At 55.7% G+C, this 22344-nt stretch carries 20 protein-coding genes, 4 tRNA genes and 4 pseudogenes; 19 read left to right on the forward strand and 9 right to left on the reverse strand.

Going from position 1 to position 22344, the window contains the following annotated elements:
- Position 1: 1 nt before the first annotated feature.
- From ODQ19_RS20940 to thiO, 3 genes are read left to right on the forward strand one after another with little or no spacing between them, the layout of a single operon-like run.
- On the forward strand, positions 2 to 532 hold the full coding sequence (locus ODQ19_RS20940) for a pilus assembly PilX family protein (protein WP_330211131.1): 531 nt from the start codon (positions 2 to 4) through the stop codon (positions 530 to 532).
- Between the two features lie 11 nt (positions 533 to 543).
- Complete coding sequence (locus tag ODQ19_RS20945; protein WP_330211132.1) at positions 544 to 948, forward strand: type IV pilin protein; 405 nt, start codon at positions 544 to 546, stop codon at positions 946 to 948.
- A 59-nt stretch (positions 949 to 1007) separates the two neighbouring features.
- Positions 1008 to 2117 (forward strand): glycine oxidase ThiO, encoded by a 1110-nt coding sequence (gene thiO / locus ODQ19_RS20950; RefSeq protein ID WP_330211133.1) that lies wholly within the window; start codon positions 1008 to 1010, stop codon positions 2115 to 2117.
- Here the strand turns inward: thiO and ODQ19_RS20955 are convergent.
- Both ODQ19_RS20955 and ODQ19_RS20960 read right to left on the reverse strand, forming a co-directional pair.
- Entirely contained in the window at positions 2104 to 2337 is a 234-nt protein-coding gene (locus tag ODQ19_RS20955; protein ID WP_330211134.1) for a PP0621 family protein, read from the reverse strand. The two genes, thiO and ODQ19_RS20955, sit on opposite strands and share 14 nt — an antisense overlap.
- Before the next feature lie 127 nt (positions 2338 to 2464).
- Positions 2465 to 3490, reverse strand: a complete 1026-nt coding sequence (locus tag ODQ19_RS20960) for an outer membrane protein assembly factor BamD (protein WP_094774497.1) — start codon at positions 3488 to 3490, stop codon at positions 2465 to 2467.
- A 149-nt stretch (positions 3491 to 3639) separates the two neighbouring features.
- On the opposite strand from ODQ19_RS20960, the gene rluD reads away from it, so the two are divergent.
- From rluD to ODQ19_RS20995, 7 genes are all read left to right on the forward strand, one after another.
- Positions 3640 to 4602 carry a 23S rRNA pseudouridine(1911/1915/1917) synthase RluD gene (gene rluD / locus ODQ19_RS20965; protein ID WP_003188422.1) on the forward strand — a complete coding sequence of 321 codons (963 nt, stop codon included), beginning with the start codon at positions 3640 to 3642 and terminating at the stop codon, positions 4600 to 4602.
- Positions 4599 to 5324 carry a peptidoglycan editing factor PgeF gene (pgeF, locus tag ODQ19_RS20970; RefSeq protein WP_330211135.1) on the forward strand — a complete coding sequence of 242 codons (726 nt, stop codon included), beginning with the start codon at positions 4599 to 4601 and terminating at the stop codon, positions 5322 to 5324. Before rluD ends, pgeF begins: the two co-directional genes overlap by 4 nt.
- 135 nt (positions 5325 to 5459) lie before the next feature.
- Positions 5460 to 8024, forward strand: a complete 2565-nt coding sequence (gene clpB, locus ODQ19_RS20975; RefSeq protein ID WP_014716867.1) for an ATP-dependent chaperone ClpB — start codon at positions 5460 to 5462, stop codon at positions 8022 to 8024.
- A 295-nt stretch (positions 8025 to 8319) separates the two neighbouring features.
- Positions 8320 to 8395: transfer RNA gene (locus ODQ19_RS20980), tRNA-Asn, on the forward strand.
- Positions 8396 to 8404: 9 nt separating this feature from the next.
- Positions 8405 to 8481: transfer RNA gene (locus ODQ19_RS20985), tRNA-Pro, on the forward strand.
- A 5-nt stretch (positions 8482 to 8486) separates the two neighbouring features.
- A tRNA-Lys gene (locus tag ODQ19_RS20990) sits at positions 8487 to 8562 on the forward strand.
- A gap of 188 nt (positions 8563 to 8750) precedes the next feature.
- Positions 8751 to 8827 (forward strand) — tRNA-Pro (locus ODQ19_RS20995).
- A 170-nt stretch (positions 8828 to 8997) separates the two neighbouring features.
- Here ODQ19_RS20995 and ODQ19_RS21000 read toward each other — a convergent pair.
- Positions 8998 to 10317: a site-specific integrase gene (locus ODQ19_RS21000; RefSeq protein WP_169850801.1), complete on the reverse strand. Its 1320-nt coding sequence runs from the start codon at positions 10315 to 10317 to the stop codon at positions 8998 to 9000.
- Positions 10314 to 12200, reverse strand: a complete 1887-nt coding sequence (gene mobH / locus ODQ19_RS21005; protein WP_169850800.1) for a MobH family relaxase — start codon at positions 12198 to 12200, stop codon at positions 10314 to 10316. Before mobH ends, ODQ19_RS21000 begins: the two co-directional genes overlap by 4 nt.
- Positions 12201 to 12276: 76 nt before the next feature.
- Here mobH and ODQ19_RS21010 point away from each other — a divergent pair, with 76 nt between their 5' ends.
- Both ODQ19_RS21010 and ODQ19_RS21015 read left to right on the forward strand, forming a co-directional pair.
- On the forward strand, positions 12277 to 12768 hold the full coding sequence (locus tag ODQ19_RS21010) for a hypothetical protein (protein WP_198718514.1): 492 nt from the start codon (positions 12277 to 12279) through the stop codon (positions 12766 to 12768).
- 363 nt (positions 12769 to 13131) lie between these two features.
- Positions 13132 to 13476, forward strand: coding sequence for a hypothetical protein (locus ODQ19_RS21015; RefSeq protein ID WP_169850830.1), 345 nt, complete (start codon positions 13132 to 13134; stop codon positions 13474 to 13476).
- Between the two features lie 43 nt (positions 13477 to 13519).
- Here ODQ19_RS21015 and ODQ19_RS21020 read toward each other — a convergent pair whose 3' ends face one another.
- The 5 genes from ODQ19_RS21020 to ODQ19_RS21040 are packed head-to-tail and all read right to left on the reverse strand — an operon-like array spanning position 13520 to position 18189.
- Positions 13520 to 15055: a conjugal transfer protein TraG N-terminal domain-containing protein gene (locus ODQ19_RS21020; RefSeq protein WP_162524920.1), complete on the reverse strand. Its 1536-nt coding sequence runs from the start codon at positions 15053 to 15055 to the stop codon at positions 13520 to 13522.
- A complete protein-coding gene (locus ODQ19_RS21025) occupies positions 15052 to 15432 on the reverse strand; it encodes a hypothetical protein (RefSeq protein WP_169850829.1) in 381 nt (126 codons plus the stop codon). Before ODQ19_RS21025 ends, ODQ19_RS21020 begins: the two co-directional genes overlap by 4 nt.
- Before the next feature lie 8 nt (positions 15433 to 15440).
- Positions 15441 to 16826: an integrating conjugative element protein gene (locus ODQ19_RS21030; RefSeq protein ID WP_371321885.1), complete on the reverse strand. Its 1386-nt coding sequence runs from the start codon at positions 16824 to 16826 to the stop codon at positions 15441 to 15443.
- Positions 16823 to 17764: a TIGR03756 family integrating conjugative element protein gene (locus tag ODQ19_RS21035; protein WP_169850828.1), complete on the reverse strand. Its 942-nt coding sequence runs from the start codon at positions 17762 to 17764 to the stop codon at positions 16823 to 16825. The genes ODQ19_RS21030 and ODQ19_RS21035 overlap by 4 nt, the downstream gene beginning before the upstream one ends.
- Positions 17761 to 18189, reverse strand: coding sequence for a TIGR03757 family integrating conjugative element protein (locus ODQ19_RS21040; RefSeq protein WP_169850827.1), 429 nt, complete (start codon positions 18187 to 18189; stop codon positions 17761 to 17763). The genes ODQ19_RS21035 and ODQ19_RS21040 overlap by 4 nt, the downstream gene beginning before the upstream one ends.
- 208 nt (positions 18190 to 18397) lie before the next feature.
- Here ODQ19_RS21040 and ODQ19_RS21045 point away from each other — a divergent pair.
- The 7 genes and pseudogenes from ODQ19_RS21045 to ODQ19_RS21075 all read left to right on the forward strand — a co-directional run.
- A pseudogene (locus ODQ19_RS21045) lies at positions 18398 to 18736 on the forward strand (Y-family DNA polymerase); the annotation flags it as partial.
- 58 nt (positions 18737 to 18794) lie between these two features.
- Positions 18795 to 19271, forward strand: a pseudogene (locus ODQ19_RS21050) (site-specific integrase); the annotation flags it as partial.
- 161 nt (positions 19272 to 19432) lie between these two features.
- Positions 19433 to 19567, forward strand: a pseudogene (locus tag ODQ19_RS21055) (DUF4113 domain-containing protein); the annotation flags it as partial.
- Positions 19568 to 19722: 155 nt separating this feature from the next.
- Positions 19723 to 20692, forward strand: a pseudogene (locus ODQ19_RS21060) (DUF4113 domain-containing protein); the annotation flags it as partial.
- 21 nt (positions 20693 to 20713) lie between these two features.
- The gene (locus ODQ19_RS21065; protein ID WP_198718536.1) at positions 20714 to 21355 is read left to right on the forward strand and encodes an SOS response-associated peptidase; all 642 of its coding nucleotides are present in this window, start codon (positions 20714 to 20716) and stop codon (positions 21353 to 21355) included.
- 369 nt (positions 21356 to 21724) lie between these two features.
- The gene (locus ODQ19_RS21070; RefSeq protein ID WP_057710713.1) at positions 21725 to 21979 is read left to right on the forward strand and encodes an AbrB/MazE/SpoVT family DNA-binding domain-containing protein; all 255 of its coding nucleotides are present in this window, start codon (positions 21725 to 21727) and stop codon (positions 21977 to 21979) included.
- On the forward strand, positions 21976 to 22323 hold the full coding sequence (locus ODQ19_RS21075; protein ID WP_057710714.1) for a type II toxin-antitoxin system ChpB family toxin: 348 nt from the start codon (positions 21976 to 21978) through the stop codon (positions 22321 to 22323). The genes ODQ19_RS21070 and ODQ19_RS21075 overlap by 4 nt, the downstream gene beginning before the upstream one ends.
- Positions 22324 to 22344: the final 21 nt, after the last annotated feature.

The raw sequence follows: 22344 nt of genomic DNA on the forward strand, positions 1-22344 counted from the left end.
AATGACCAAGCATGGTGGCATTCGAGTAGAGCAGACCGGGATGGTGCTGCTGATCAGTCTGGTGTTCCTGTTGGTGCTGTCGCAGCTGGGACTGTCATCGATACAGGCTGCGGTCTCCCAGCAAAAAGTCGCGAGCAGCCTGTGGCATCGCAATCAATCGTTTCAATCTGCCGAAAGCGGCCTGAGGTTGGGAGAGTCGGCCGTGCAGAGGGTTGGCCAGGCGATGCCTGTCTGTCACTCGATCATCCGCTGTGCGCCGCCTGCTGAAGCGTCTTCCTTGACGGCGGCCGGGACGAACCCTGTCTCGGCGGTCACCTGGCTTGCCTCGAAGAATGGGTTTTATGGCATTCAGTCCCTTGGGGAGGGTGAAGGGCTGGCTCACTTGCCGCCCCGTTCTCCAGCCACGCTTTTTCGGGTCACTTCGGTCGGTCTCGCGGGGCAATCGCGCACGGTGCTGGAGACGGTCTATGCACGGGTAGAGGAGGGCGGCCGCGTCAAGTTTCGACGGGTCTTATGGCGGCAACTTCAATAAGGAGCAATCGAATGGGCAAGGAGAGCCAGGGTTTTACCCTGATTGAGCTACTGATGGTCGTGGCGATCATCGCGTTGCTGGTTGGGATTGCGTATCCCGGGTACCTCGGCCAGGTGAAGAAGGTGTATCGGGCGCAGATCGTCGCGTTGTTGAGCGAACAGGCCCAGCACCTGGAGCGTTCTTATACGAGGAACGGCACTTTTATTGATGCAGGCGACGTCAGCGCGGGTAATGATCATTATAGAATCAGTGCCGTCCTCAACCCTCAGGATTTTGACCTGCTCGCCACACCCGCTACGGACTCGGTCATGGCGAACGACGCTTGCGCAGCATTCAGCTTGACCAGCACCGGTATGCGCGGCAACCCGGGAGCGGGGCCTGAAATGTCGCCCAAGGTCTGCTGGGGGCAAGGATGAGCGTGCTTGAAGAATGGGCGCCGGGCGCGCCTTTCCCTCTTTATCGGCTGGATCAAATGATGGCTAAGCAACAGCAAGTGGTGATTGTCGGCGGCGGAGTAATCGGGCTGTTGACGGCGTACAACCTCGCCAGTGAGGGCCAGGCGGTCACACTGCTGGAGCGCGGTGGGCTTGGGCAAGAGTCTTCCTGGGCGGGCGGTGGGATTGTCTCGCCGTTGTACCCGTGGCGCTATAGCCAGGCGGTCACTGCCTTGGCCCATTGGTCCCAGGATTTTTATCCGCAACTGGCGCAACGGCTGTTTGCTGCGACCGGCGTCGATCCAGAGGTACATACCACGGGGTTGTATTGGCTCGACCTGGATGACGAAGCGCAAGCACTGGCTTGGGCTGCCCGTGAAGGGCGACCGTTGAGCAAGGTGGACGTATCGGCGGCCCATGACGCGGTACCGGTGCTGGGGGGCGGCTATTCCCAGGCGATCTACATGGCCGATGTGGCCAACGTACGCAACCCGCGCCTGGTCAAATCACTGAAGGCGGCCCTGCTGGTGTTGCCGAACGTGACGATTCGCGAGCAATGCGATGTGTCGGGCTTTGTGCTCGGCGATGGCAGGGTGGTGGGTGTGAATACCGCTACGGGCCAGGTTTTGGGGGATCAGGTGGTGCTCGCGGCCGGCGCCTGGAGCGGACAATTGTTGGGTACGCTGGGCCTGGGGCTACCCGTGGAGCCGGTCAAAGGCCAAATGATCCTGTACAAATGCGCGTCCGACTTTTTATCCAGCATGGTCCTGGCCAAGGGGCGTTATGCGATCCCGCGGCGGGATGGGCACATCCTGATCGGCAGCACGTTGGAGCATGAAGGATTCGACAAGACACCAACCGACACCGCGCAGGAAAGCCTCAAGGCGTCTGCGGTGGAGCTGATTCCCGCCTTGGCGGACGCCGAGGTGGTCGGGCATTGGGCCGGTTTGCGGCCTGGCTCACCCGAAGGTATACCGTTTATCGGTGAGGTCCCTGGGTTCAAGGGGTTGTGGCTCAATTGCGGGCATTACCGCAATGGTCTGGTACTCGCACCAGCCTCTTGCCAGTTGTTCACCGACTTGCTGCTGGCGCGGGTTCCGATCATCGATCCAGTGCCTTACGCCCCCGCAGGTCGCCTCAACGCTGGATAGACTTTGGCCCTTGTTCCAGGTGCGCCTGGGTGCAGTACCATTCCTGGCGTGAACTCAGTGCGCGGTCCTGCGGCAGGTGCACGCCACAGTGGGCGCAACGCACCATCAGGGCCGCATCCGGCTCGGCAGGCCGTTGCTGGCGAGCGGCAGGGTTTTTGAATTTGCGCCAGAACCATACCGCGACAGCAATGACGGCAATCCAGAACAGTAGACGAAGCATGATGGGCAGTTTCTCGACAAGGAATGCGCCAGTTTAGCCAAGGTGAACACGGGCGCACAGGGCAATAAATACTCGCTCATAAAAAAGGGAGCTCCTTCAGAGCTCCCTTTCGCGTTGCGTCGAACAATCAGTCGAACACACCAAAGGTCATGTAGCTGAACCACGAGCGGTCCTGGTTGTTGCCCAGGGCCTGCGGCTCTTCTTCTTCGATCACATCGCCGTTCTCGTCGTGCGGCTTGAGCTCCGAAGGAATGGCGTCCTTGGCGTCCTGGTACTGCTTGATCACGTCCTGGTTGGCGCGAGTTTCACCCGGCGGCAGCGGTGGACGGGACTCGATCAGGCCCAGGGTGTACTTGCTCAGCCACGAACGGTTGTCCGCTTCGTCAACCTGAGGCACGAACTGGCCGTCTTTCAGGCTAGGGTGGTCAGGGTAGTTGAGCTTCAGGGTTTCCAGGCTGGTAGTCGCCAGGGTGTCCAGGTGCAGACGCTGGTAAGCCTCGGTCATCACGGCCAGGCCGTCACCCACGGACGGGGTTTCCTGGAAGTTTTCCACCACATAGCGGCCACGGTTGGCGGCGGCCACATAAGCCTGACGGGTCAGGTAGTAGTGGGCCACGTGGATCTCGTACGAAGCCAGCAGGTTGCGCAGGTAGATCATGCGCTGCTTGGCGTCCGGCGCGTAGCGGCTGTTTGGGTAGCGGCTGGTCAGCTGGGCGAACTCGTTATAGGAGTCGCGGGCAGCGCCCGGGTCGCGCTTGGTCATGTCCAGCGGCAGGAAGCGCGCCAGCAGGCCAACATCCTGGTCGAACGAGGTCAGGCCCTTCATGTAGTAGGCGTAGTCCACGTTCGGGTGCTGCGGGTGCAGGCGGATGAAACGCTCGGCAGCGGACTTGGCAGCTTCCGGCTCGGCGTTCTTGTAGTTGGCGTAGATCAGCTCAAGCTGGGCCTGGTCGGCATAGCGGCCGAACGGGTAACGCGACTCCAATGCCTTCAGCTTCGCTGTGGCGCTGGTGAAGCTATTATTGTCCAAGTCTGTCTGAGCTTGCTGGTACAGCTCGACTTCGCTCAGGTTTTCGTCGACGACGTCCTTTGTTGACGAGCAAGCAGCAGTCATGGCGAGGATGGCGATCAGCAGCAGGTGTTTCACTTGCATGGCGGCTTGCGTCCCTATGACGGCCGCTGTCTTGGGCGGGGCCGTCCTGTTATGATGAGCGCCCCGTTGAAAGCCTCGGGGCAAAAGACGCCGTATTTAACCACAAGCGCGCAGCCGAAACCAAAGGCTACGCCACGCCTAGTCTGAGCATGTCCGATAAAATTGAACTTCGCGCAGAGGTGCCGTCCGAATTGGGCGGCCAACGCCTCGATCAAGTCGCCGCACAATTATTCGCTGAGCACTCGCGCTCGCGCCTTTCCGCCTGGATCAAAGACGGCCGCCTGACTGTGGATGGAGCGGTTATCCGCCCGCGAGACATAGTCCATGGCGGTGCGATTCTTGAGCTGACTGCCGAGCAGGAAGCCCAGGGAGAATGGGTTGCCCAGGACATCGAGCTGGATATCGTCTATGAAGACGACGACATCCTGGTCATCAACAAACCCGCGGGCCTGGTGGTTCACCCGGCCGCCGGGCACGCTGATGGCACCTTGCTCAATGCCCTGTTGCACCACGTGCCGGACATCATCAATGTGCCGCGCTGCGGCATCGTGCACCGTCTGGACAAGGACACCACCGGCCTTATGGTGGTAGCCAAGACCATTCAGGCGCAGACGCAACTGGTTACGCAATTGCAGAGCCGCAGCGTCAGCCGCATCTATGAGTGCATTGTGATCGGCGTCGTTGTAGCCGGTGGCAAGATCAACGCACCCATTGGCCGTCACGGCCAGCAGCGCCAGCGTATGGCGGTGATGGAAGGTGGCAAGCAGGCCGTCAGCCACTACCGTGTGCTGGAACGTTTCCGCTCCCACACCCATGTGCGGGTCAAGCTGGAAACCGGGCGTACCCACCAGATTCGCGTGCACATGGCGCATATCAACTTCCCGTTGGTCGGCGATCCTGCCTACGGTGGCCGCTTCCGTATTCCGCCAGCGGCCAGCCAGACCATGGTTGAGTCGCTCAAGACGTTCCCGCGCCAGGCACTGCATGCACGCTTCCTGGAACTGGATCATCCGACGAGCGGTAAGCGTATGAGCTGGGAATCGCCCCTGCCGGACGATCTGGTCTGGCTGCTGTCGCTGCTCAAGCAGGATCGCGAGGCGTTTGTCGGATGAGTGACTGGCTGATACCTGACTGGCCCGCGCCGGCTCGGGTAAAAGCCTGTGTTACCACCCGTGCGGGCGGCGTCAGCCTGGCGCCGTTCGACAGCCTCAACCTGGGCGATCATGTCGAGGACAGCCTTGAGGCGGTCCTTGAAAATCGCCGTCGGCTGAGTGACGCCTTCGATATCCAGCCTGCCTGGTTGCGCCAAGTCCATGGTACTCACGTGGTTGAGGCCGATCCGGGCCTTACTGTCGAGGCTGACGGCAGTTGGACCGGCACCGCTGGTATCGCCTGCACGTCTATGACAGCCGATTGCCTGCCGGCGCTGTTCTGTAATCGGGCGGGCACCCGGGTTGCCGCAGCCCATGCCGGTTGGCGTGGTTTGGCGGCCGGCGTGCTGGAGGCCGCGTTCGAAAGCCTGGATACCGCACCCGAAGACGTTCTGGTCTGGCTCGGCCCTGCCATTGGCCCACAAGCCTTTGAGGTCGGCCCGCAAGTGCGTGAAGCGTTCATGCAGCAACTGCCGGCCACTGCTGAAGCCTTTGTTCCCGGCCGCAACCCCGGCAAATTCATGGCCGACATCTACCAGCTGGCGCGCCTGCGTCTGGCAGCGCGCGGTGTTAGCGCTGTGTATGGTGGCGGTTTGTGCACTGTGACCGACCCGCGTTTCTTTTCTTATCGCCGCAGCCCGCGTACGGGCCGATTCGCCTCCCTTATCTGGCTTGAACGCTAGACTGTCCTGACCTGTATCAACCGTGCGCCGCTTGAAACGCCCAGAATTCACCCCATCTATAAGGGTATCTGGCAGGTTTCTTCATTCAGGATGTGTTTGTTCATAGCTCCGGCCTGCTCAAAAGGAAGGTGACTAATGCGTATTGATCGTTTAACCAGCAAATTACAGTTGGCCTTGTCCGACTCTCAATCCTTGGCGGTGGGCCTCGACCATCCGGCCATTGAGCCTGCGCACTTGATGCAGGCGCTCCTGGAACAGCAAGGTGGTTCTATCAAACCCTTGCTGATGCAGGTGGGCTTTGACGTTAATAGCCTGCGCAAGGAGTTGAGCAAAGAGCTCGACCAACTGCCGAAAATCCAGAATCCCACCGGCGACGTGAATATGTCCCAGGATCTGGCGCGCCTGCTCAACCAGGCTGACCGCCTGGCCCAGCAGAAAGGTGACCAGTTCATCTCCAGCGAACTGGTGCTGCTCGCCGCCATGGACGACAACAGCAAACTCGGCAAATTGTTGCTGGGCCAGGGCGTGAGCAAGAAAGCCCTGGAAAACGCCATCAACAACCTGCGTGGCGGCGAAGCGGTCAACGACCCCAACCACGAGGAGTCGCGCCAGGCCCTGGACAAATACACCGTCGACCTGACCAAGCGTGCCGAAGAAGGCAAGCTCGACCCGGTGATCGGCCGTGACGACGAAATCCGTCGCACCATCCAGGTGTTGCAACGTCGCACCAAGAACAACCCGGTGTTGATCGGTGAACCTGGCGTGGGTAAAACCGCGATTGCCGAGGGCCTGGCCCAGCGCATCATTAATGGTGAGGTGCCGGACGGTCTCAAAGGCAAGCGCCTGCTGTCTTTGGATATGGGCTCGCTGATTGCCGGTGCCAAGTTCCGGGGTGAGTTCGAAGAGCGCCTCAAATCTCTGCTTAACGAATTGTCGAAGCAGGAAGGACAGATCATTCTGTTCATCGACGAATTGCACACCATGGTTGGCGCCGGTAAGGGCGAAGGCTCCATGGACGCCGGCAATATGCTCAAGCCCGCCTTGGCGCGGGGTGAGTTGCACTGCGTCGGTGCGACCACGCTTAACGAATACCGTCAGTACATCGAGAAGGACGCAGCCCTTGAGCGTCGCTTCCAGAAAGTACTGGTGGAAGAGCCGAGCGAAGAAGACACCATCGCGATCCTGCGTGGCCTGAAAGAGCGCTATGAGGTCCACCATAAGGTGGCGATCACCGACGGTGCGATCATTGCGGCGGCCAAGTTGAGCCACCGCTATATCACCGATCGCCAGTTGCCGGACAAGGCTATCGACCTGATCGACGAAGCGGCCAGCCGCATCCGTATGGAGATCGACTCCAAGCCGGAAGTGCTGGATCGCCTGGATCGCCGCCTGATTCAACTGAAAGTCGAATCCCAGGCGCTGAAGAAAGAAGAAGACGAAGCGGCCAAGAAACGCCTGGAAAAACTTCAGGAAGAAATTGTCCGCCTGGAACGCGAGTATTCGGACCTCGAAGAAATCTGGACCTCGGAAAAAGCCGAAGTACAGGGCTCGGCGCAGATCCAGCAAAAGATCGAGCAGTCCCGCCAGGAACTGGAAGCGGCGCGCCGTAAAGGTGACCTGAACCGCATGGCCGAGTTGCAGTACGGGGTGATCCCGGACCTGGAGCGCAGCCTGCAGATGGTCGACCAGCATGGCAAGCCTGAGAACCAGTTGCTGCGCAGCAAGGTGACCGAGGAAGAAATTGCCGAAGTGGTCTCCAAGTGGACCGGTATTCCCGTGTCGAAGATGCTCGAAGGCGAGCGCGACAAGTTGCTTAAGATGGAAAGCCTATTGCATCAGCGCGTCATCGGCCAGGAAGAGGCAGTGGTGGCGGTGTCCAACGCGGTACGGCGTTCGCGTGCAGGCTTATCTGACCCGAACCGTCCAAGTGGCTCGTTCATGTTCCTCGGCCCAACCGGCGTGGGTAAGACCGAGTTGTGCAAGGCCCTGGCCGAGTTCCTCTTTGATACTGAAGAGGCCATGGTGCGGATCGATATGTCCGAATTCATGGAGAAACACTCGGTGGCTCGTCTGATCGGTGCGCCACCAGGCTATGTGGGTTACGAAGAGGGCGGTTATCTGACCGAAGCCGTGCGGCGCAAGCCTTACTCGGTGATCCTGCTGGATGAGGTCGAGAAGGCGCATCCGGATGTGTTCAACATCTTGCTGCAGGTGCTGGAAGATGGTCGCTTGACGGACAGCCACGGGCGCACGGTGGACTTCCGCAATACGGTGATCGTGATGACTTCCAATCTGGGGTCGGCACAGATCCAGGAATTGGTGGGTGATCGTGAAGCCCAGCGTGCGGCGGTGATGGACGCGTTGACCACGCACTTCCGTCCGGAATTCATCAACCGGGTCGACGAAGTGGTGATCTTCGAGCCTCTGGCGCGGGATCAGATCGCGGGCATTACCGAAATCCAGTTGGGCCGCCTGCGTAGCCGTCTGGCTGAGCGCGAGTTGGACCTGGAGCTGAGCAGCGAAGCGTTGGACAAGCTGATCGCGGTCGGTTACGACCCAGTATATGGCGCACGGCCACTCAAACGTGCGATCCAGCGCTGGATCGAGAACCCACTGGCGCAGCTGATTCTGTCGGGCAGCTTTATGCCTGGCACCCGCGTCACGGCGACGGTGAAAGACGACGAAATCGTCTTCCATTAAGGCCTGTGCTTGGCGCAGCCAGAGAAGGCCCCGCATTGCGGGGCCTTTTTTTTCGATAGGGCGTTGAACTGTAAGGCAAAGGCTTGTAAAGTGCGCCCCGCAGCAACGTCAGCCCACGGGTTTCTTCTCCCCAAGAAGAAATCAGAAAGAAGCGCAAATCATTGTCTTAAAAGCAATTTAAAGGGTTGACAGGGGTTTTTAAGATTGTAGAATAGCGCGCCTCAGAGACGCTAACGTAGCGATACGGACAGGGTCGAAGAGGAAGCAACACAGCAGTAACTTTGAAATATGTAGTTCCGTGATAGCTCAGTCGGTAGAGCAAATGACTGTTAATCATTGGGTCCCAGGTTCGAGTCCTGGTCACGGAGCCAATTTCAAACCGGGGTATAGCGCAGTCCGGTAGCGCGCCTGCTTTGGGAGCAGGATGTCGGGAGTTCGAATCCCCCTACCCCGACCATATTTGGGTCGTTAGCTCAGTTGGTAGAGCAGTTGGCTTTTAACCAATTGGTCGTAGGTTCGAATCCCACACGACCCACCATTTTTGAGACCAGTTAGCGCTGGAATCAAATCTTAGAATCAGAGGTATTAGCTCTGATAGAGGCGGTTTTACGGTTTTGGAAAGTGTTACAGCACTTAGATATCGCCGTAGACATGCAGCCGTCTGAGGCGAACAGTAGTTTCGGTTCGTCATGATGTCAATGTGCATCGGTTTTGCGATGTGCATTCCGGGGTATAGCGCAGTCCGGTAGCGCGCCTGCTTTGGGAGCAGGATGTCGGGAGTTCGAATCCCCCTACCCCGACCATATTCAATGAAAAAAGGCGCCTTTATGGCGCCTTTTTTTGTGTCATTGAGCAAAGTCGTACCGTTCGTCTGAAAAAAGCCGAATTTCGACATAGCGCTTTACTCCGGGCAAGCGAAAGCCTCTGGCCAACCAGAATTCGCTACAGGCAGTGCGCTTTGCTTATGAGCGTACTAGGGCGATGCTCGAGAAAATGATGAGCTTCGCATTGAATGCTCAGTTGAGGTGCGTTTCCTGAATGTGCCGGCACCAAGCCCGCTCGCCATTAGCGTCAATAGTAGACTCTGCGCTACTTGATCTACTGGTGGGTCCATAGAGCATGTCATTGACTCGCGATGCAGTTGCGCAGATGCGAGCTCGAGAGCCCTCTGTAGCGCGCCTCGGCCAGTCGACTTGGTCGGCCGATCAATACTGACCTCTGTGCTGGTAGGTTGTTGTGGAGCTGGCAACTTCTTGGGCTCTGGTTGAGCGGTTTCCTGTGAATGCACACCTATCTTGGCGGGTAAGGGGGTAGAGGGTGTGCCACTTGGATCAACCCGTCTCACTCGGCTTAGAGCGCCCTGAGCCAGGCTTCGCTCATGCAGAACAGCACGCATATGGTCGTAGTCCGCCTCAATGTAATTCATCGTTGTCGCTAGATTCGAGTGATTCAGCAGGCTTTTCGTGAGATGAATGTTTCGCTCAGGCTGCTTCATCAGGTCTGTTGCTAATGTGTGCCTGAAGCGGTGAGGGGTCATGCGCACGCCGATCTTATCGGTGAGCTTGCCGTACATTGACTCCACCTGGTCGATGTTCATTTCCTTGCCATGGAAGTGACGAGAGAATCTGTTGACGTTGAACAGCTGATCGTCTGGTGAAAAACCAATTTTCTCGGCCTCCCCCAGGATCCTGGATAAGTGTGGAGCGAGTCCTTCCATAATGGGGAGGAAAAACTCCCGATGGGTCTTCTCTGTTTCACCGCGGACCAAGATCATCTGGCTGTCCCAGTCGATATCTTTGTAGCGCAGGCACAGCAGGGCATTCAGGCGTATGCCTGTGTAATAAAACATCTCGAAAACGCTGAGCCAGAACCATGCTGGTGTTATCTGGCTGCGTTCATGCGTACAACGTTCTTGGCCTACAAGGGATGTGAGCCAGTTGCGTGCTCGTTGGATAGCGTCTCCATTGATTGTCTTGCTGGCTCGCTTTGGTGGGATAACGCTGGTTTTCTTGAATGGGTTGATCGAGGTATGGGTCATCAGGCCGTGTTCTATGGCGTATCCCCAAACAGTTCGAAGGTGATTTGAATAGGTGTTCCAGCTGCGTTTGGATAATCCATTCTCAAGGACTTTTTTTCGCCATGCCAGAACCGCACGATGATCTATCTCCTCAACTGAGGCCGTTCGGAAATGCTTAAGTAGTGCTTTGGTCGAGGCACGATAGATCTTTGCACTGGCAGGTCGTAGATCATGGGCAAAGATGTATTCCTCCGTCAGATTCGAGGGCGTCGTCATTGTGGCGGCTCCGTTACTTCTGACTTCAAGGACAGGCTGATATTGTCGAAGGGGACCTCAGAGAAGATTGTTCGCGGGTCTAGAAGTAGGTACCCCTTGAGCTGCTTGGATTTTCGAGGTCCAACAACGTCGCAGGTCCAAATATTCAGACTCTTATGCGTTTTTCGATGAAGTTTTTGTTTCTCGAAACTGCGCTGAACCAGCTGCCAGGCGCTGACTTGCTGTACTTTGGCCTGCTGTTCGATGTGGGGGAACTCAAGGACGTAGCGCTTGAATATTCCAGGCGTTACCAGCATAGCGGTCCCTGCTACGGTGTGAACCAGCGCTTTGGTATCGTTGATAATAATGGTCCGGGATGCGATGCCTTTCTTAAGCCATTCAACAAATCCCTGACCGATCTCGGTGTTATTGCTAGGCATCGGGGTGACTTCTTCGATTATTGCTAGAGGCGCACCTCCTTGATTGGAGGTTTGGGAAGGCTGGATGTCATCCAGTTTCGGAGGCGCGGTATGTGCCGCTGAGACCTCTTTGTTTTTGGTGTCTTCTGATAGCTCATTGATGTTATCAAGGAGCGCCAGTAGCTCGTCAAATTCCTCGCTACTGCTCGAGGAATGCTGCGGGAGTTCGAACGGTGATGGCTGTGCCGGTGCTAAAGGCGCCGGCACAGGGCTGGATTGAATGTCCGTAGGCAACTTTTTTGCCGGTGTGGCGACGTTATTTTCAGCTGGAGAGTCTTCTGCCGGGTTGCCAGCTTCCACCTCAAGGGTCCCAGCGTAAGCTGTGGGCCGATCATTTGGATCATTCCAGATCAGTGCCGGTGAGAGCTTCAGCAGGGTGAAAGTGTTTCGCCAGCCACGACCATTGTCTATCGTAGCTTTCCAGATTGCCTTGTCTTGGGCATTGGTTTGGATTACCCCCTGATCTTGCAGCATGTTGAAGAAAGGCGCATTCGAACTGGGTACGCCTTCAACGCCTTGGGTCAGCAAATAGGCTCGCAATTGATCAGCAATTGGCTTGCTAACCAGCCAAAGAGCATCCTGTGTCAGCCAACCATCTGACGGTCCATCGGGTTGATTCAGTTTGAATGTATCTCGGACCAGGTGACGCAACCCATCTGCCAATTGACGCTGCAAAGACTGTTTGGGCGCGGATAGCGCGCGGGCTGGATTTCCACCGAGTTCCTGTGCGACGGACGCCTGATCGGCCTTGACCACGATCTCGCCCAAAATGCCGGCATGTTCGTACTGACCAGCCAAAATGAAGATTAACTGCGACCACACTTCAGGGAAATTACTGAGCCAATCCAAGATTTCTGAGGAGAGTATCTGCGCGTAGATCAGTGCGGCAGCGGCTCCGTGAAGTTGGTAGTTGCGTCCTTTCACGTAGCGGAATCGATAGGGACGATCGATTGGACCGTGCCAGGGGTGCCAGGTTTTACCTCCTACCAGCTCGACGTGCACGTCGACGGCGATCTTGCCCAGGTCGTGTATCAGAGCGCCATAAGCCGCGGCGGCAGTCCAGGCCTCAGCCTGTGCTGATTGAGACTCCGGCGGTGCGCCTATAGGTAGCAGATAGCTCTGTCGAATTTTCAAGGCATAGGCGACGATTTCAAGCCCGTGATCCAGCATGCCTCCAGGGTGTGCATGATGGTGGTTTTGCGAAGCAGGGAGCTGCTGGACCAACTCCGCGTAGCGCTCAAGTGGACGCCGATACAGCTCGACAAACTGTGAGCGAGATAACGATGCGCGCTGCCAAATGTTCTCCAGTAGTTTTTGACGGCGTGGCGATGCCAGCAGTGCTTGGCTAGAGACCGGCTGTATAAAGCCGTTAGGGGAGGGGCTTTGGGCGGGTAGCGCTTTTTTGCGGCGGAAAATAGAGAACATCGCCTGCTCCGTAAAAGATTCATGGGGCAGGCTTTTCTCCTATCAAAGGGGGGCGAGCAAGGGGAAAGGATCACTGGTGGTCTCGGGTATTTCTTTTGGCGAAGAGCCATCTTTCTATGGTGGTGACGGAGAAAGGAATGCAGAATTATCGTCGTTTCGGTCTAAGGGCACGGTGCCGCAGATCGACCATGTGAGGAAAAAATTGATGGTTTCACTTCGCTACGCTACGAAATCAACCTCTGATAATGTTTGGGCACTTTGTGATTTGATACGTGACAATAAGTGTGACGAGATCATTCTTTTTGCTAGCGTAGGGAATGATCTTGACGATGAAGAAGCAAGGTGGGACAACAACCTTCCTTTGGTTGTCGCCTTAGCTAAATATATTATTCCTCACGTTGACAGCGTCTTGGTCGTTTTTGATGGGGTTTTTTTAACCGCTGCGCGTCCCCCTCGTTATGGTGAAGTACGAAACTTGCTGGACGTAGCTATTGCGTCAGACAAGGTTTATTACTCTGGGCAGAGAGCTCCACTCACTAGCGAAATGACTCCTGACCAGGCAGTTTAAACTCTTATTAATTTAGGTTCTATCCAACCGTTGACGGTTGAGTCCAGAGCTGAATACTTTTCTTTGCTTAGTAATTTTACAGAAGACGAGTTAGTTGAAATGTATTCGACGCGGGAGATGCGTTGATTTGATGGGACCTTTTCCCGCTGAAAGCGGCCCTTTCGGGTAAGGCTTTTACCCTTGTGAACCATTCCATTCGCTTCTACAGAACCCTTTACCTTTTGGGCCATTTCTGCAGCGATAATGGGACGGCGCTAGGTGCCAACGGTAACGGCCGTTTGTCTCATGACCTTGCGGCAGAGAAAAAACGGTATTATAAGTAATGTCATATCGCCCCTAGATGGGGTTAGAAGGAGACGCACCATGACCACGCAGACCTCTCAGGGAGTAGCAAGTCGCTTAGGCTATGGCCTGGGTCAGGTTGCGCGCCTCGTTTGGTGCAGTCAGAGCCGCATGTTGCGTTGTGTCAAGCGTTTGGCGGTGGCGTTGGTGCTGTTGTATTTTTCAGCGGGGATGTTTCATTGGATTGCCAGTGTATTCATGGGTGTCCTGGCCACAGTACTGATATTGCTAGCAATCGTGAAAGGGGATTTTTCTGTCCTAGAAGGTCAGCCTGGGGCCGTTGAGTCGGAAGATGGCTTTCGATACGGCCTATCTGGTTATGGTCAATATTCGAACGGTGCACGGATTGACTCTGATGATGAATAGTTGAGGATGCCGCTAACACATCCTCACTAACTTGACCAATCTTCTAAGTTTTTTTGCTTGAAATGTCACCCAGGGCCTGTTTCGCTAGTCCACCCCCTTGGGAGCCAGCTTTTTGAACCCCATCTGTACCTGTTTGTAGCCCGCCCAGTACTGAGCCTGCCTTAACTCCCGCCCAACCTAGGGCGCCCATCCAAAACACTGGCAGAATAATGAACATTGCTCCCATCACGAAGTTTAAAATTGCATCCTGAGTGGCAGTGTTCAATCCCATTACAGGATCAAATGAAAGATATGGGGATCCTGCTCCATACAATGCATCGAGTATTGTGCTGTCTACCCATCTTGCTAGTTGAAACCAGAAGTCTACGAAGATCAGGGCAAAAAAAGTTACGGTCAAGGTCATAGCAACTTGAAGTTGGTAAGCTCCGACGATTAATACCAACGGAATGCAGATCACCATCGCCATTTTCAAAAAAGCCATGACCATCGGTAGCGCTTGGCGAACCATGTCCATCGCTGGGAAATAGGCCATAGATCCTAATGCAACTCCAAGAGTCCCCGCTGCCCGGGCTGCTCCATTCCAAACGGTTCCGTTGATTTGCCCCCCGTAATCCGTATAAACATCCCCTTTCACCTGGTTCGACGGCGAGACCAGTTGCCGAACAAGCGAGTCAGTCACATCTTCCGGGGATAGCCACTTTGCCCAGCCGAGCATTTTGGTCATGAGGTCCGGCGACACTTGAGCCTTGATACGATCCCGCAGTCCCACTCCGCTATCCGACCACCATTGTTTGCAAGTTGGATAGCCTCCACCTCCACTCACTTGTGGTAAACCCACATCGCGAGATGCGCTATAGGGCCATGAGGCCCTTGGAGTTTTGGAGTAGTCCGTGTCGTAATACCCCGAGGTGTTCAATAAATAGTGCGAACCAATCCAGCTGAGTTCTTTTGCAAAACGAGGGTCATTCCCTTGCGCTCCCAATTCGGGTTGGCGCATGAATAATCTGGCACGGGAGGGACCGTAGCAATCATGCGTGAAGTCGCCAATTTCCTGAGCCAATAGCGGGTTGTTGATCTTGGTGTTGCTAACTTCCATGCGTACTTGCCGTAGATCAGTTCCGCAGGGAATTGCTGCTACAGCGCCACTGGTTAATCCCTTTGATAAAGCGTGCATTAATGCCCACCACATGGGCATCTGGGCACTCTTTCCTGCCAGTGAGCTGAATGTAGTGTTCCAGCCTGTGTCTGTGGGTTTAGGTAAGTTGTATTGACATTGCTGAGCTCTACTCTGGTCAAATGCCAAGGTATCAAAACTCACATTGACGGCTGGTACAGCGAAGAATGCGACTACGATGTACCCAACGTAGATATTGGTCTCGATACGTGCCAGTGAGAGAACGCCTTTGTTGCCCTCATCGGCCCCCTCACCACGGACTTTCAGCCACTCTCGAATAACGATGATGCAGAAGGGGAGGGCGAATAGACCGGTATCTGAAATCATCGCCCAGATACCATTGTTGATGATCCAACCGACCAACGTCAGGTAGTACTCCAAATAGTCATTGGTGTAGAGCGTCACAGAACACCCCCTGCCTGATACAGCACCTTGCTCAGTTCAACCATCAGAAATAATAGGACCACCATCACCTCGATCTTCAACAGGCCTTTGCGCCGTTTCGAGCGTTCTGAGTTCGATAATCGAGCCTTGAATTTGAACCAGGCAACGGCCAGTGCGATATAAAGTATCAGGCGCCACGTAAAGAGCGGCCAGTAGTGGTCGGTACGCCAGGCTTGCCATTGCTCAGCGCTGTCGAACATGTTCATCAAGGCAGCGCTGAGTAGTACTACGAGGGCGGTAGTCGCGAGCAAAACACCCAGAACAAGCAGAATGCTCCTCCCGGTTCGTCTAACCAGCGAGCGGTTGGGGGCGGTGACAGGCTCCGGCATATCGGTCATGGCCTTTCTCACTGTTTATTCTGGGCGGGTGACTGCAACTGGTCTAATCGATCCGTTTCTGGTGCTCCCGAGGACACACCACGAGAGTCTTCTGCCCGTGCTTTGCTGCGTTCAATGATGGTCAGAGGCGAGTTCTTCGCGAGCTGCTGACGCATGTCCAGTTCCATTTTGAGGTTGCCGATCTCCTGTTGCAGCGAGGAACTCTGCTGGCCGACTGCCTGGACGGCGAGGTCATTAGCCGCAACGTTCGGTTCCCGACTGCCTGCCATCAAGGTGCGCTGCAGGGTCAGAGCTTTCTCCAACACATCGGACAACGCGACTTCGGAGGCAAGCCGGCGAGCGAGTACGTCTTGGTCGCGCTCATCCTTGAGTGCTGCTACAACGCCTCGGGTGATGGGTAACGAGTTGCTGCTCGCTGCTTCAAGGTTTTCTAGCGACAGCGTTTTGCTTCCGCTCAGTAGTTCCTGCAGGGCCTTCAGCTTGGTGTCGTACGTTTCCTGGATCAGCGGCGTGAGGCCGACGCCTGCGGCTGTCACCGTTTTAGGGCAACTGTCACAGGTCTGCTGTTGTTGTTCCCCTAGGACACGATTGGCAAAGGTGGTGGCTTCCTGGGGCGATGACCAGACATTGCATACCATGCCGTTGTTGCAGTTCGCTTTGCTGATGGATGCGGTGTCGCCGGCCGCGCGCTTGTTCAGGAGGTTGTAGCCCGCCTTGGTGACGTCGCCTACGATACGAATTGGCTTCTGACCGGAACCACCTGCTCTATCACCACCAACCCAAGTGACGCCATCGTTACCACCTTTCTTTTCGACTTGTTCCACCGCCGATACTGCGTCCGTGTTGGATGTTAGCGCCTGACTCATAGCCTGACCTTCAGCAAGCTTGCCCCAGCCCATTTGGTTGCCGGCGATATCCGCCATCTTTTCGCCAATGGCGCGGCAGGTGCCTTTGGAGCGGTCGAAGTCCAGGCGGGCCTGCAAAATGCCGTTGGTGATGAGGTTGTATAGCGCCGGGTTCGCACGTTGAAGAATCAGTGCCGGCAGCGAAGCCACGGCGCTGGTGGCGCTCTGTACCACCGAGCTCATGATGTTTTTGAAGCCGGAAGTTGCACCATTCAATTGGTTTTCAAGGGTTGTGCTCAGGCTCATGTTTCCGCAGATTAGATTGGTATTCCAACCGCCTCCCACAGAAATACTATCCATGTTGCCTGCGCTCCCCATGGTGACTGCGTTGCCGCCGCCAATGCTATACAGCACGTTGTCCCCAATGACGCTTCCGGAGGATGAGACGTTGATTGGATCAGCAGAGAGCGCTATTGCACTGCTGAGGCTGCAGGCGAGCCCTATCGCCAAGGTAGTGAGTTTCATGCTTTGCTCCGATCGCTGTTTCATTGGAAGTCCGTACTGCCGAGGAAAGTCTGGCCACGACGCTGGCAACACGAATACGGGCGCCAGAGTGCCCAGGCGTAGCCGCCATCCTGCGCATCGATGTTCGGACCGATGGAGGGAAAGGTTGCGCAAGTCGGGTTGAGGACTGGGGTGAGCTCTTGCCACTTACCAGTGGAGGCGTCACCTTCGCGTAGCGGCCCTGCAGGCCAGTAGCCGGGGTAGGGAAGGGCGAGCATCGGCAAGTAGACATGGACCTGGCCTGGGCGGGTAACCACGTCGCCGGCGCGCTGCGCAATAACTGCGCCCGTTTTGTAGTCGTCAGTCTGGTTAAGGAAGCCGCTACGCGGGTAGACGTTCCCCCAGCTGCTTGCTGAGAGCAGGCTACCGACTTCACGCATGCCCGGAATGAGTGCTTCGGGGTATACGGATTCCGGGACGCCGTATCGCCAAGCAATGGGGTCAAGGGTGCTCAGAAAGTAAGGCACAAGCGGTAAGGTTGCGCCTTTGCATACATAGCCCGAGGCGCTGGCAAACTGACTCAACGCCGCACCACCTGGATGGCCGATGACATCGGCTTCCTTGAATTTGATGATGTTGTTCTCGGCAACGTGATTGGTAGTGCCGTCGTTGCCCGCTTGGGCCATCGGATTCGGGGTGCCAAGAGGTGACATCTCTATCCAAGGGTTCATCCCGGTATTTGCATATGCAGACACCACAGCGTCCGGTACGTAGTGACGAACCTTGGTCGAGGTTTTGACTTTGCATCCGAATGGCGTGCAGAGCAGCCAATAGCAGATGCCGACCACTTTGTATTCCAGGCAGGTTGGTGACAGGGTCGAGGCAACAATCGCTGCCGAGTTGATCGCAGCCGATGCACTGAATGACAGGCTGAAAGTGATAGCCAGCGACAAAGGCCGGATCGCAAAACGTGAGCGTCTCATCGTGACAGGCTCCGTGCTCGTTCAATCAACGCGACGGCTTTAGCTACGTCAGGCTCGCCGTACACGACGTAGCTCCGATCTACGACCACGGCTGGGAGTTTTTCGACTCGCAGGCTCCAGGCGTCTGTGACGCCCTGCTGGGCTTGGGCCAGCTCGTTTTGCAGATGCTTCCCTGCAGGGCTGACCAGGTAGCGTTGAATGGCCGCTTCTGCCTGGCGTGGATCGGCGGGTAGTTGGTTGGAAAGTTTTTCTTCAAGGCGCTGCTGATCATCCAGGAAGATGACGCGAGCGCTAGAAGGTGCGGATACTGGATGTGCTCGGTTTGTAATAACCCACGTCTCCGCGTGGGACGCAGTGGACAAGAACAGTAGCAGTGAAAACAGCCAGCGCCGCGTTTCGCTAAGGTGGGTAAGGATCTGGAGCATGGCACCGTACCTGATATGGATTCAGGTACAGAAGACCGGATGGCTGTCTTGAGCGCAGTAAGAAATAGGAATTTGGAAGCTTTGGGTATTTGAGAGCGACAAATTCGTGTGGGTTGGATTAGAGATGGCACTTGGTCGGCTCAAATTGACGACGCAGTGAGTACGCAGTTAACTGGCTATCCATACAGTAGCTATTCAGGCCAAGTTTATGAGCGCGACCCTTCTTGGTCCCATCGCCGGCGGTGGCCATTCCCTGCCGAATTGCAACAGCTTCTACGCCAGTTGCGAGCGTGTCTTCCGACCGGACCTGGCCAGCACGCCCATCGTGGTATTGAGTAACAACGATGGTTGCGTCATCGCACGCAGCTATGACGCGAAACCTTTCGTCAAAATGGGCGCGCCCTATTTCCAGATCAAGGACACGTTGCGACGCCACGGCATCATGGCGTTCAGCAGCAATTACGCGCTGTACGGCCAAATGTCGGAAAGGGTCATGACGCTGATTGAATCGATGGTGTGTGACAGTGAGGTCTACTCCATCGATAAGAATAAGTTGCATACCGTGGACGTCCAAAGTTAGATGGCGTCCCCATGGACATTGACGCTTGTTCTTACAGAGATTTCCCTTGCCTACCGTCGAACACATTCACTTCAGTCCGCATGACCTCTCTGTCAAAGACCGCCTGATTACCTACTCGCTGAATAGCTCCCGTGTAGTGATCGAAGGACTACCACAAATATTCTGGGAAGACGGCTTGCCCTGGAGAGAAGCCAATCTCTGGGCTATGGAGAGAGTCACCAATGGTGAAGCACTCCTTAAGACCGTTTCTAGCAACCTGAACGGGCTGTTGAACTACGCGAAGTTTTTGGAGAGTCGCGGGCTTCAGTGGTTTGAGTTTCCGTCTCGAAAGGCTGATCGATGTCTTGTTCAGTACCGTGGGGCGCTTATCAAGGCTCGTGATGCTGGTCATATCAGTCCTGCCACGGCTTCTGAGTACATGCGTAACTGCATCAGTTTCTACAGGTGGATTAGGAGGCGTGGCCTTCTAAACCCGCTATTGCCGCTGTGGAAAGACAAGCGTAGCCCACTGTGTAGACGCCAACACAGAACTGACCCACGTGCTGGCGCAAGACTGCCCCACCCCAAGCAGCAGAAATCCAGCGTTGGCAATGGTTCTCGAGGAATCAGACTGGGTCAGTGACATATCGGCAACTGGTTCAATTCGGCGTCAGCGCCAACAGGCGAGGTACATTGCGGAATGCCAGCGTCCCTGTAAAACCTGATTGGGGTATGAGGAGAGAGCTTAAGAGCCCCAGTTATACAACCAGGTTGGATGAGCTTTGGACCATTGGAGCGGGCTCATCTTGGTCACGCTAGCTTCCGGCGCCACAAAATTCGCGTATTTGCCATGGACACCACGTGATCCATTTCTGTGAAAAATGCGTGTGGTCTATGGACATCGGACACCTGATCTAAACCCCTGACAAATATTCATCCAAACCGATGTCCATGGGTTGACATCTTTCCTTTACATCGACGAGATTTTTTGTGACCTGACCGGCATGCCCGGCAACCTCACAACTTTTGGGCGGCAAATACGAGCCAAGGTCCTGAAGTACACGGGTATTCCAGTTGGCGTGGGCATTGCCCACACGAAAACCCTGGCAAAACTCGCCAACCAAACGGCCAAACGCCTGCAGGCGCAAACTGGTGGCGTGGTGGATCTGTGCGATCCCTTCAAACGCGATTGGGCTCTGCGTAACACCGCAGTGGAGGAAGTATGGGGTATTGGCCGCCGCATGACGGCGCACATGCATGCCTTGGGCATCCACTCTGCAATGGACCTGGCTAAGGCCGACCCGGTCCTGCTCGGGCGCAAATTCAGCGTCGTTCTAGAAAAAACCGTGCGCGAACTCGCCGGCACCTCGTGCTTAGCCCTGGAAGAAGCTGCACCGGCAAAGCAGGAGATCTGCTGCAGCAGAATGTTTGGCATACGGCTGGAAACAATTGAGCCAATCAAGGAAGCGGTTGCTACCTATGCGCAACGGGCTTCGGAAAAACTTAGAGCCCAGCATTCACTGTGCAAAAAGATCCGCGTCAGCATTCGCACCGGCATGTTTAACCCCGAAGAGGCTCGTTACGCTAACGGTGTATTGGTGGAGCTTCCCTATCCCACCAATGACGTGCGTTTAATCACTAAGGCGGCAACACAGGCGGTGGAACGCCTGTTCCGCCCAGGGTTCCGATACAGCAAGGCTGAGATTTTGTTGATGGATCTTCGCCAACCAGGTGAATTCACTGACGACCTGTTCGCGCACACGCAACCAGCTGCAGCGGACAAGGTGATGAGCGTACTCGATGAAATCAACAGCCGATTGGGGCCGTGGAACGCTGCGCGCTGCAGCGGTGCCTGCTGCACCGGCCTGGGCAATGCGTCGTGAGTTGATGAGCCCGAACTACACCACCAGGCTTGATCAGCTCTGGATGGTAAATGCCAATTGAGGCGTCAGAGGGAGTTTCAAAATGTGCAGTCATTACGAAGCACCGGCGCCGCAGCGGGTAGCAGACACCTTCGGCGTTGAACCTTATGAACAGGGTAGGCTGAATCTGTGGCCAGGTTACATTGGGCCCTTCATCCGTAGCGCGGAACACGTCGACCTCGAGGCAGAGTCGCCGGCGCCGAATGAAGTACTAGCTGGTTCGTTCGGCCTGGTCCCTTCATGGAGCAAAGACACCAAAATTGCACGGAAAACCTACAATTGCCGATCAGAGACCGCGAGTGCGAAGCCGTCTTTTCGCACCGCTTGGCGTCAGGCCCGCCACTGCATTATTCCAGCAGCAGCCATTTATGAGCCTGACTGGCGAACGGGAAAATCCATACCCACGCGTATAGTTAGGTCAGATGGAGAGTTGATGGGAATCGCTGGCCTGTGGGAGGAGTGGCACGAACCTGGTACCGACAGGATCCTGCACAGTTTTACGATGCTCACGATCAATGCCGATGACCATCCTTTCATGCGCAACTACCATAAACCCGAAGATGAAAAGCGCATGGTGGTTATCCTTCCCAAGGGACTTTATGGCGATTGGTTGAAAGCCTCGACTAGCGATAGTATGGAGTTCATGCGTCAGTATCCGGCTGATCGCATGGTCGTAGCGATGTGATATGGCGCTGCAGAAGATGCATAGTCCGCCAGGTGAAAGCGAGAGTGACTGTATGACCCGAGACGAAATGCTAAAACAGATACAGGAGCGGTTTGAACTGCACCTGCAATTGACCCCCTATTCTGTGAAAGCTTACCCAGCAGAGCCAGAGCCAGAGCCCGAAACGAAACCTCGCAATAAGGAATCGAGCCAGCTTGATCAGTCGTCCAAATATCACCAAGAGTAGCCGACCGCTCAATCCTATTTGACGGCCAAACAAGCCGCTATACGAAGAGCTTAGAAGCTGGAAATGTAGATACAATGTATAGACAAAGCTCTGGTGTTTCCTATGCGATGTCTATACAATGTTTCTACATTATGAGGTGATTTATGGAAGTGAAAATTCAGCTGTGGGGAAATAGTGCAGCGATTCGCCTGCCAGCAGCGGTACTTAAGCAAATGAGTCTGGCCAACGGCGACGTGCTGATGCTTGATGCCTCGGAAGACGTAATGACGCTCAAGCCTGCTAAAGCCAAGCTGCATTATCGACTAACCGATCTGATGGCCAAGTGTGATTTGAATGCGCCGGAGCCCGCAGAACTGGCCGAGTGGAACGCCATGCAGCCAGTAGGGCGTGAAGCTTGAAGCGGGCCAAATTCAACCGGGCGGATATTGTGCGCCTGAACCTGAATCCAACCGCTGGCCGCGAGCAGCAGGGTGATTTTCGTCCGGCGCTGATCCTCACACCTGCGGTTTATAACGCATCTGGCCTCGCGGTCATTGCGCCGATCACGCAGGGCGGCGATTTTGCCCGGTACGCCGGTTTCGCGGTGCCCTTGAGCGGGTCAGGCAGCGAAACGCAGGGGGTTGTTCTGTGTAACCAGATCCGCACTGTTGATCTTGAGGCCCGTGGAGCCAAGCGCATTGAGTCGGCTTCAGAGGTGGTGATTGATGATGTGCTGGCCCGAGTCCAGGCGCTCTTTGAATAACTAAAAATATCCCGCAGTACA

This window comes from Pseudomonas sp. AM4(2022) (assembly GCF_036346515.1).
In the GTDB taxonomy this organism is placed as follows: domain Bacteria; phylum Pseudomonadota; class Gammaproteobacteria; order Pseudomonadales; family Pseudomonadaceae; genus Aquipseudomonas; species Aquipseudomonas paracarnis.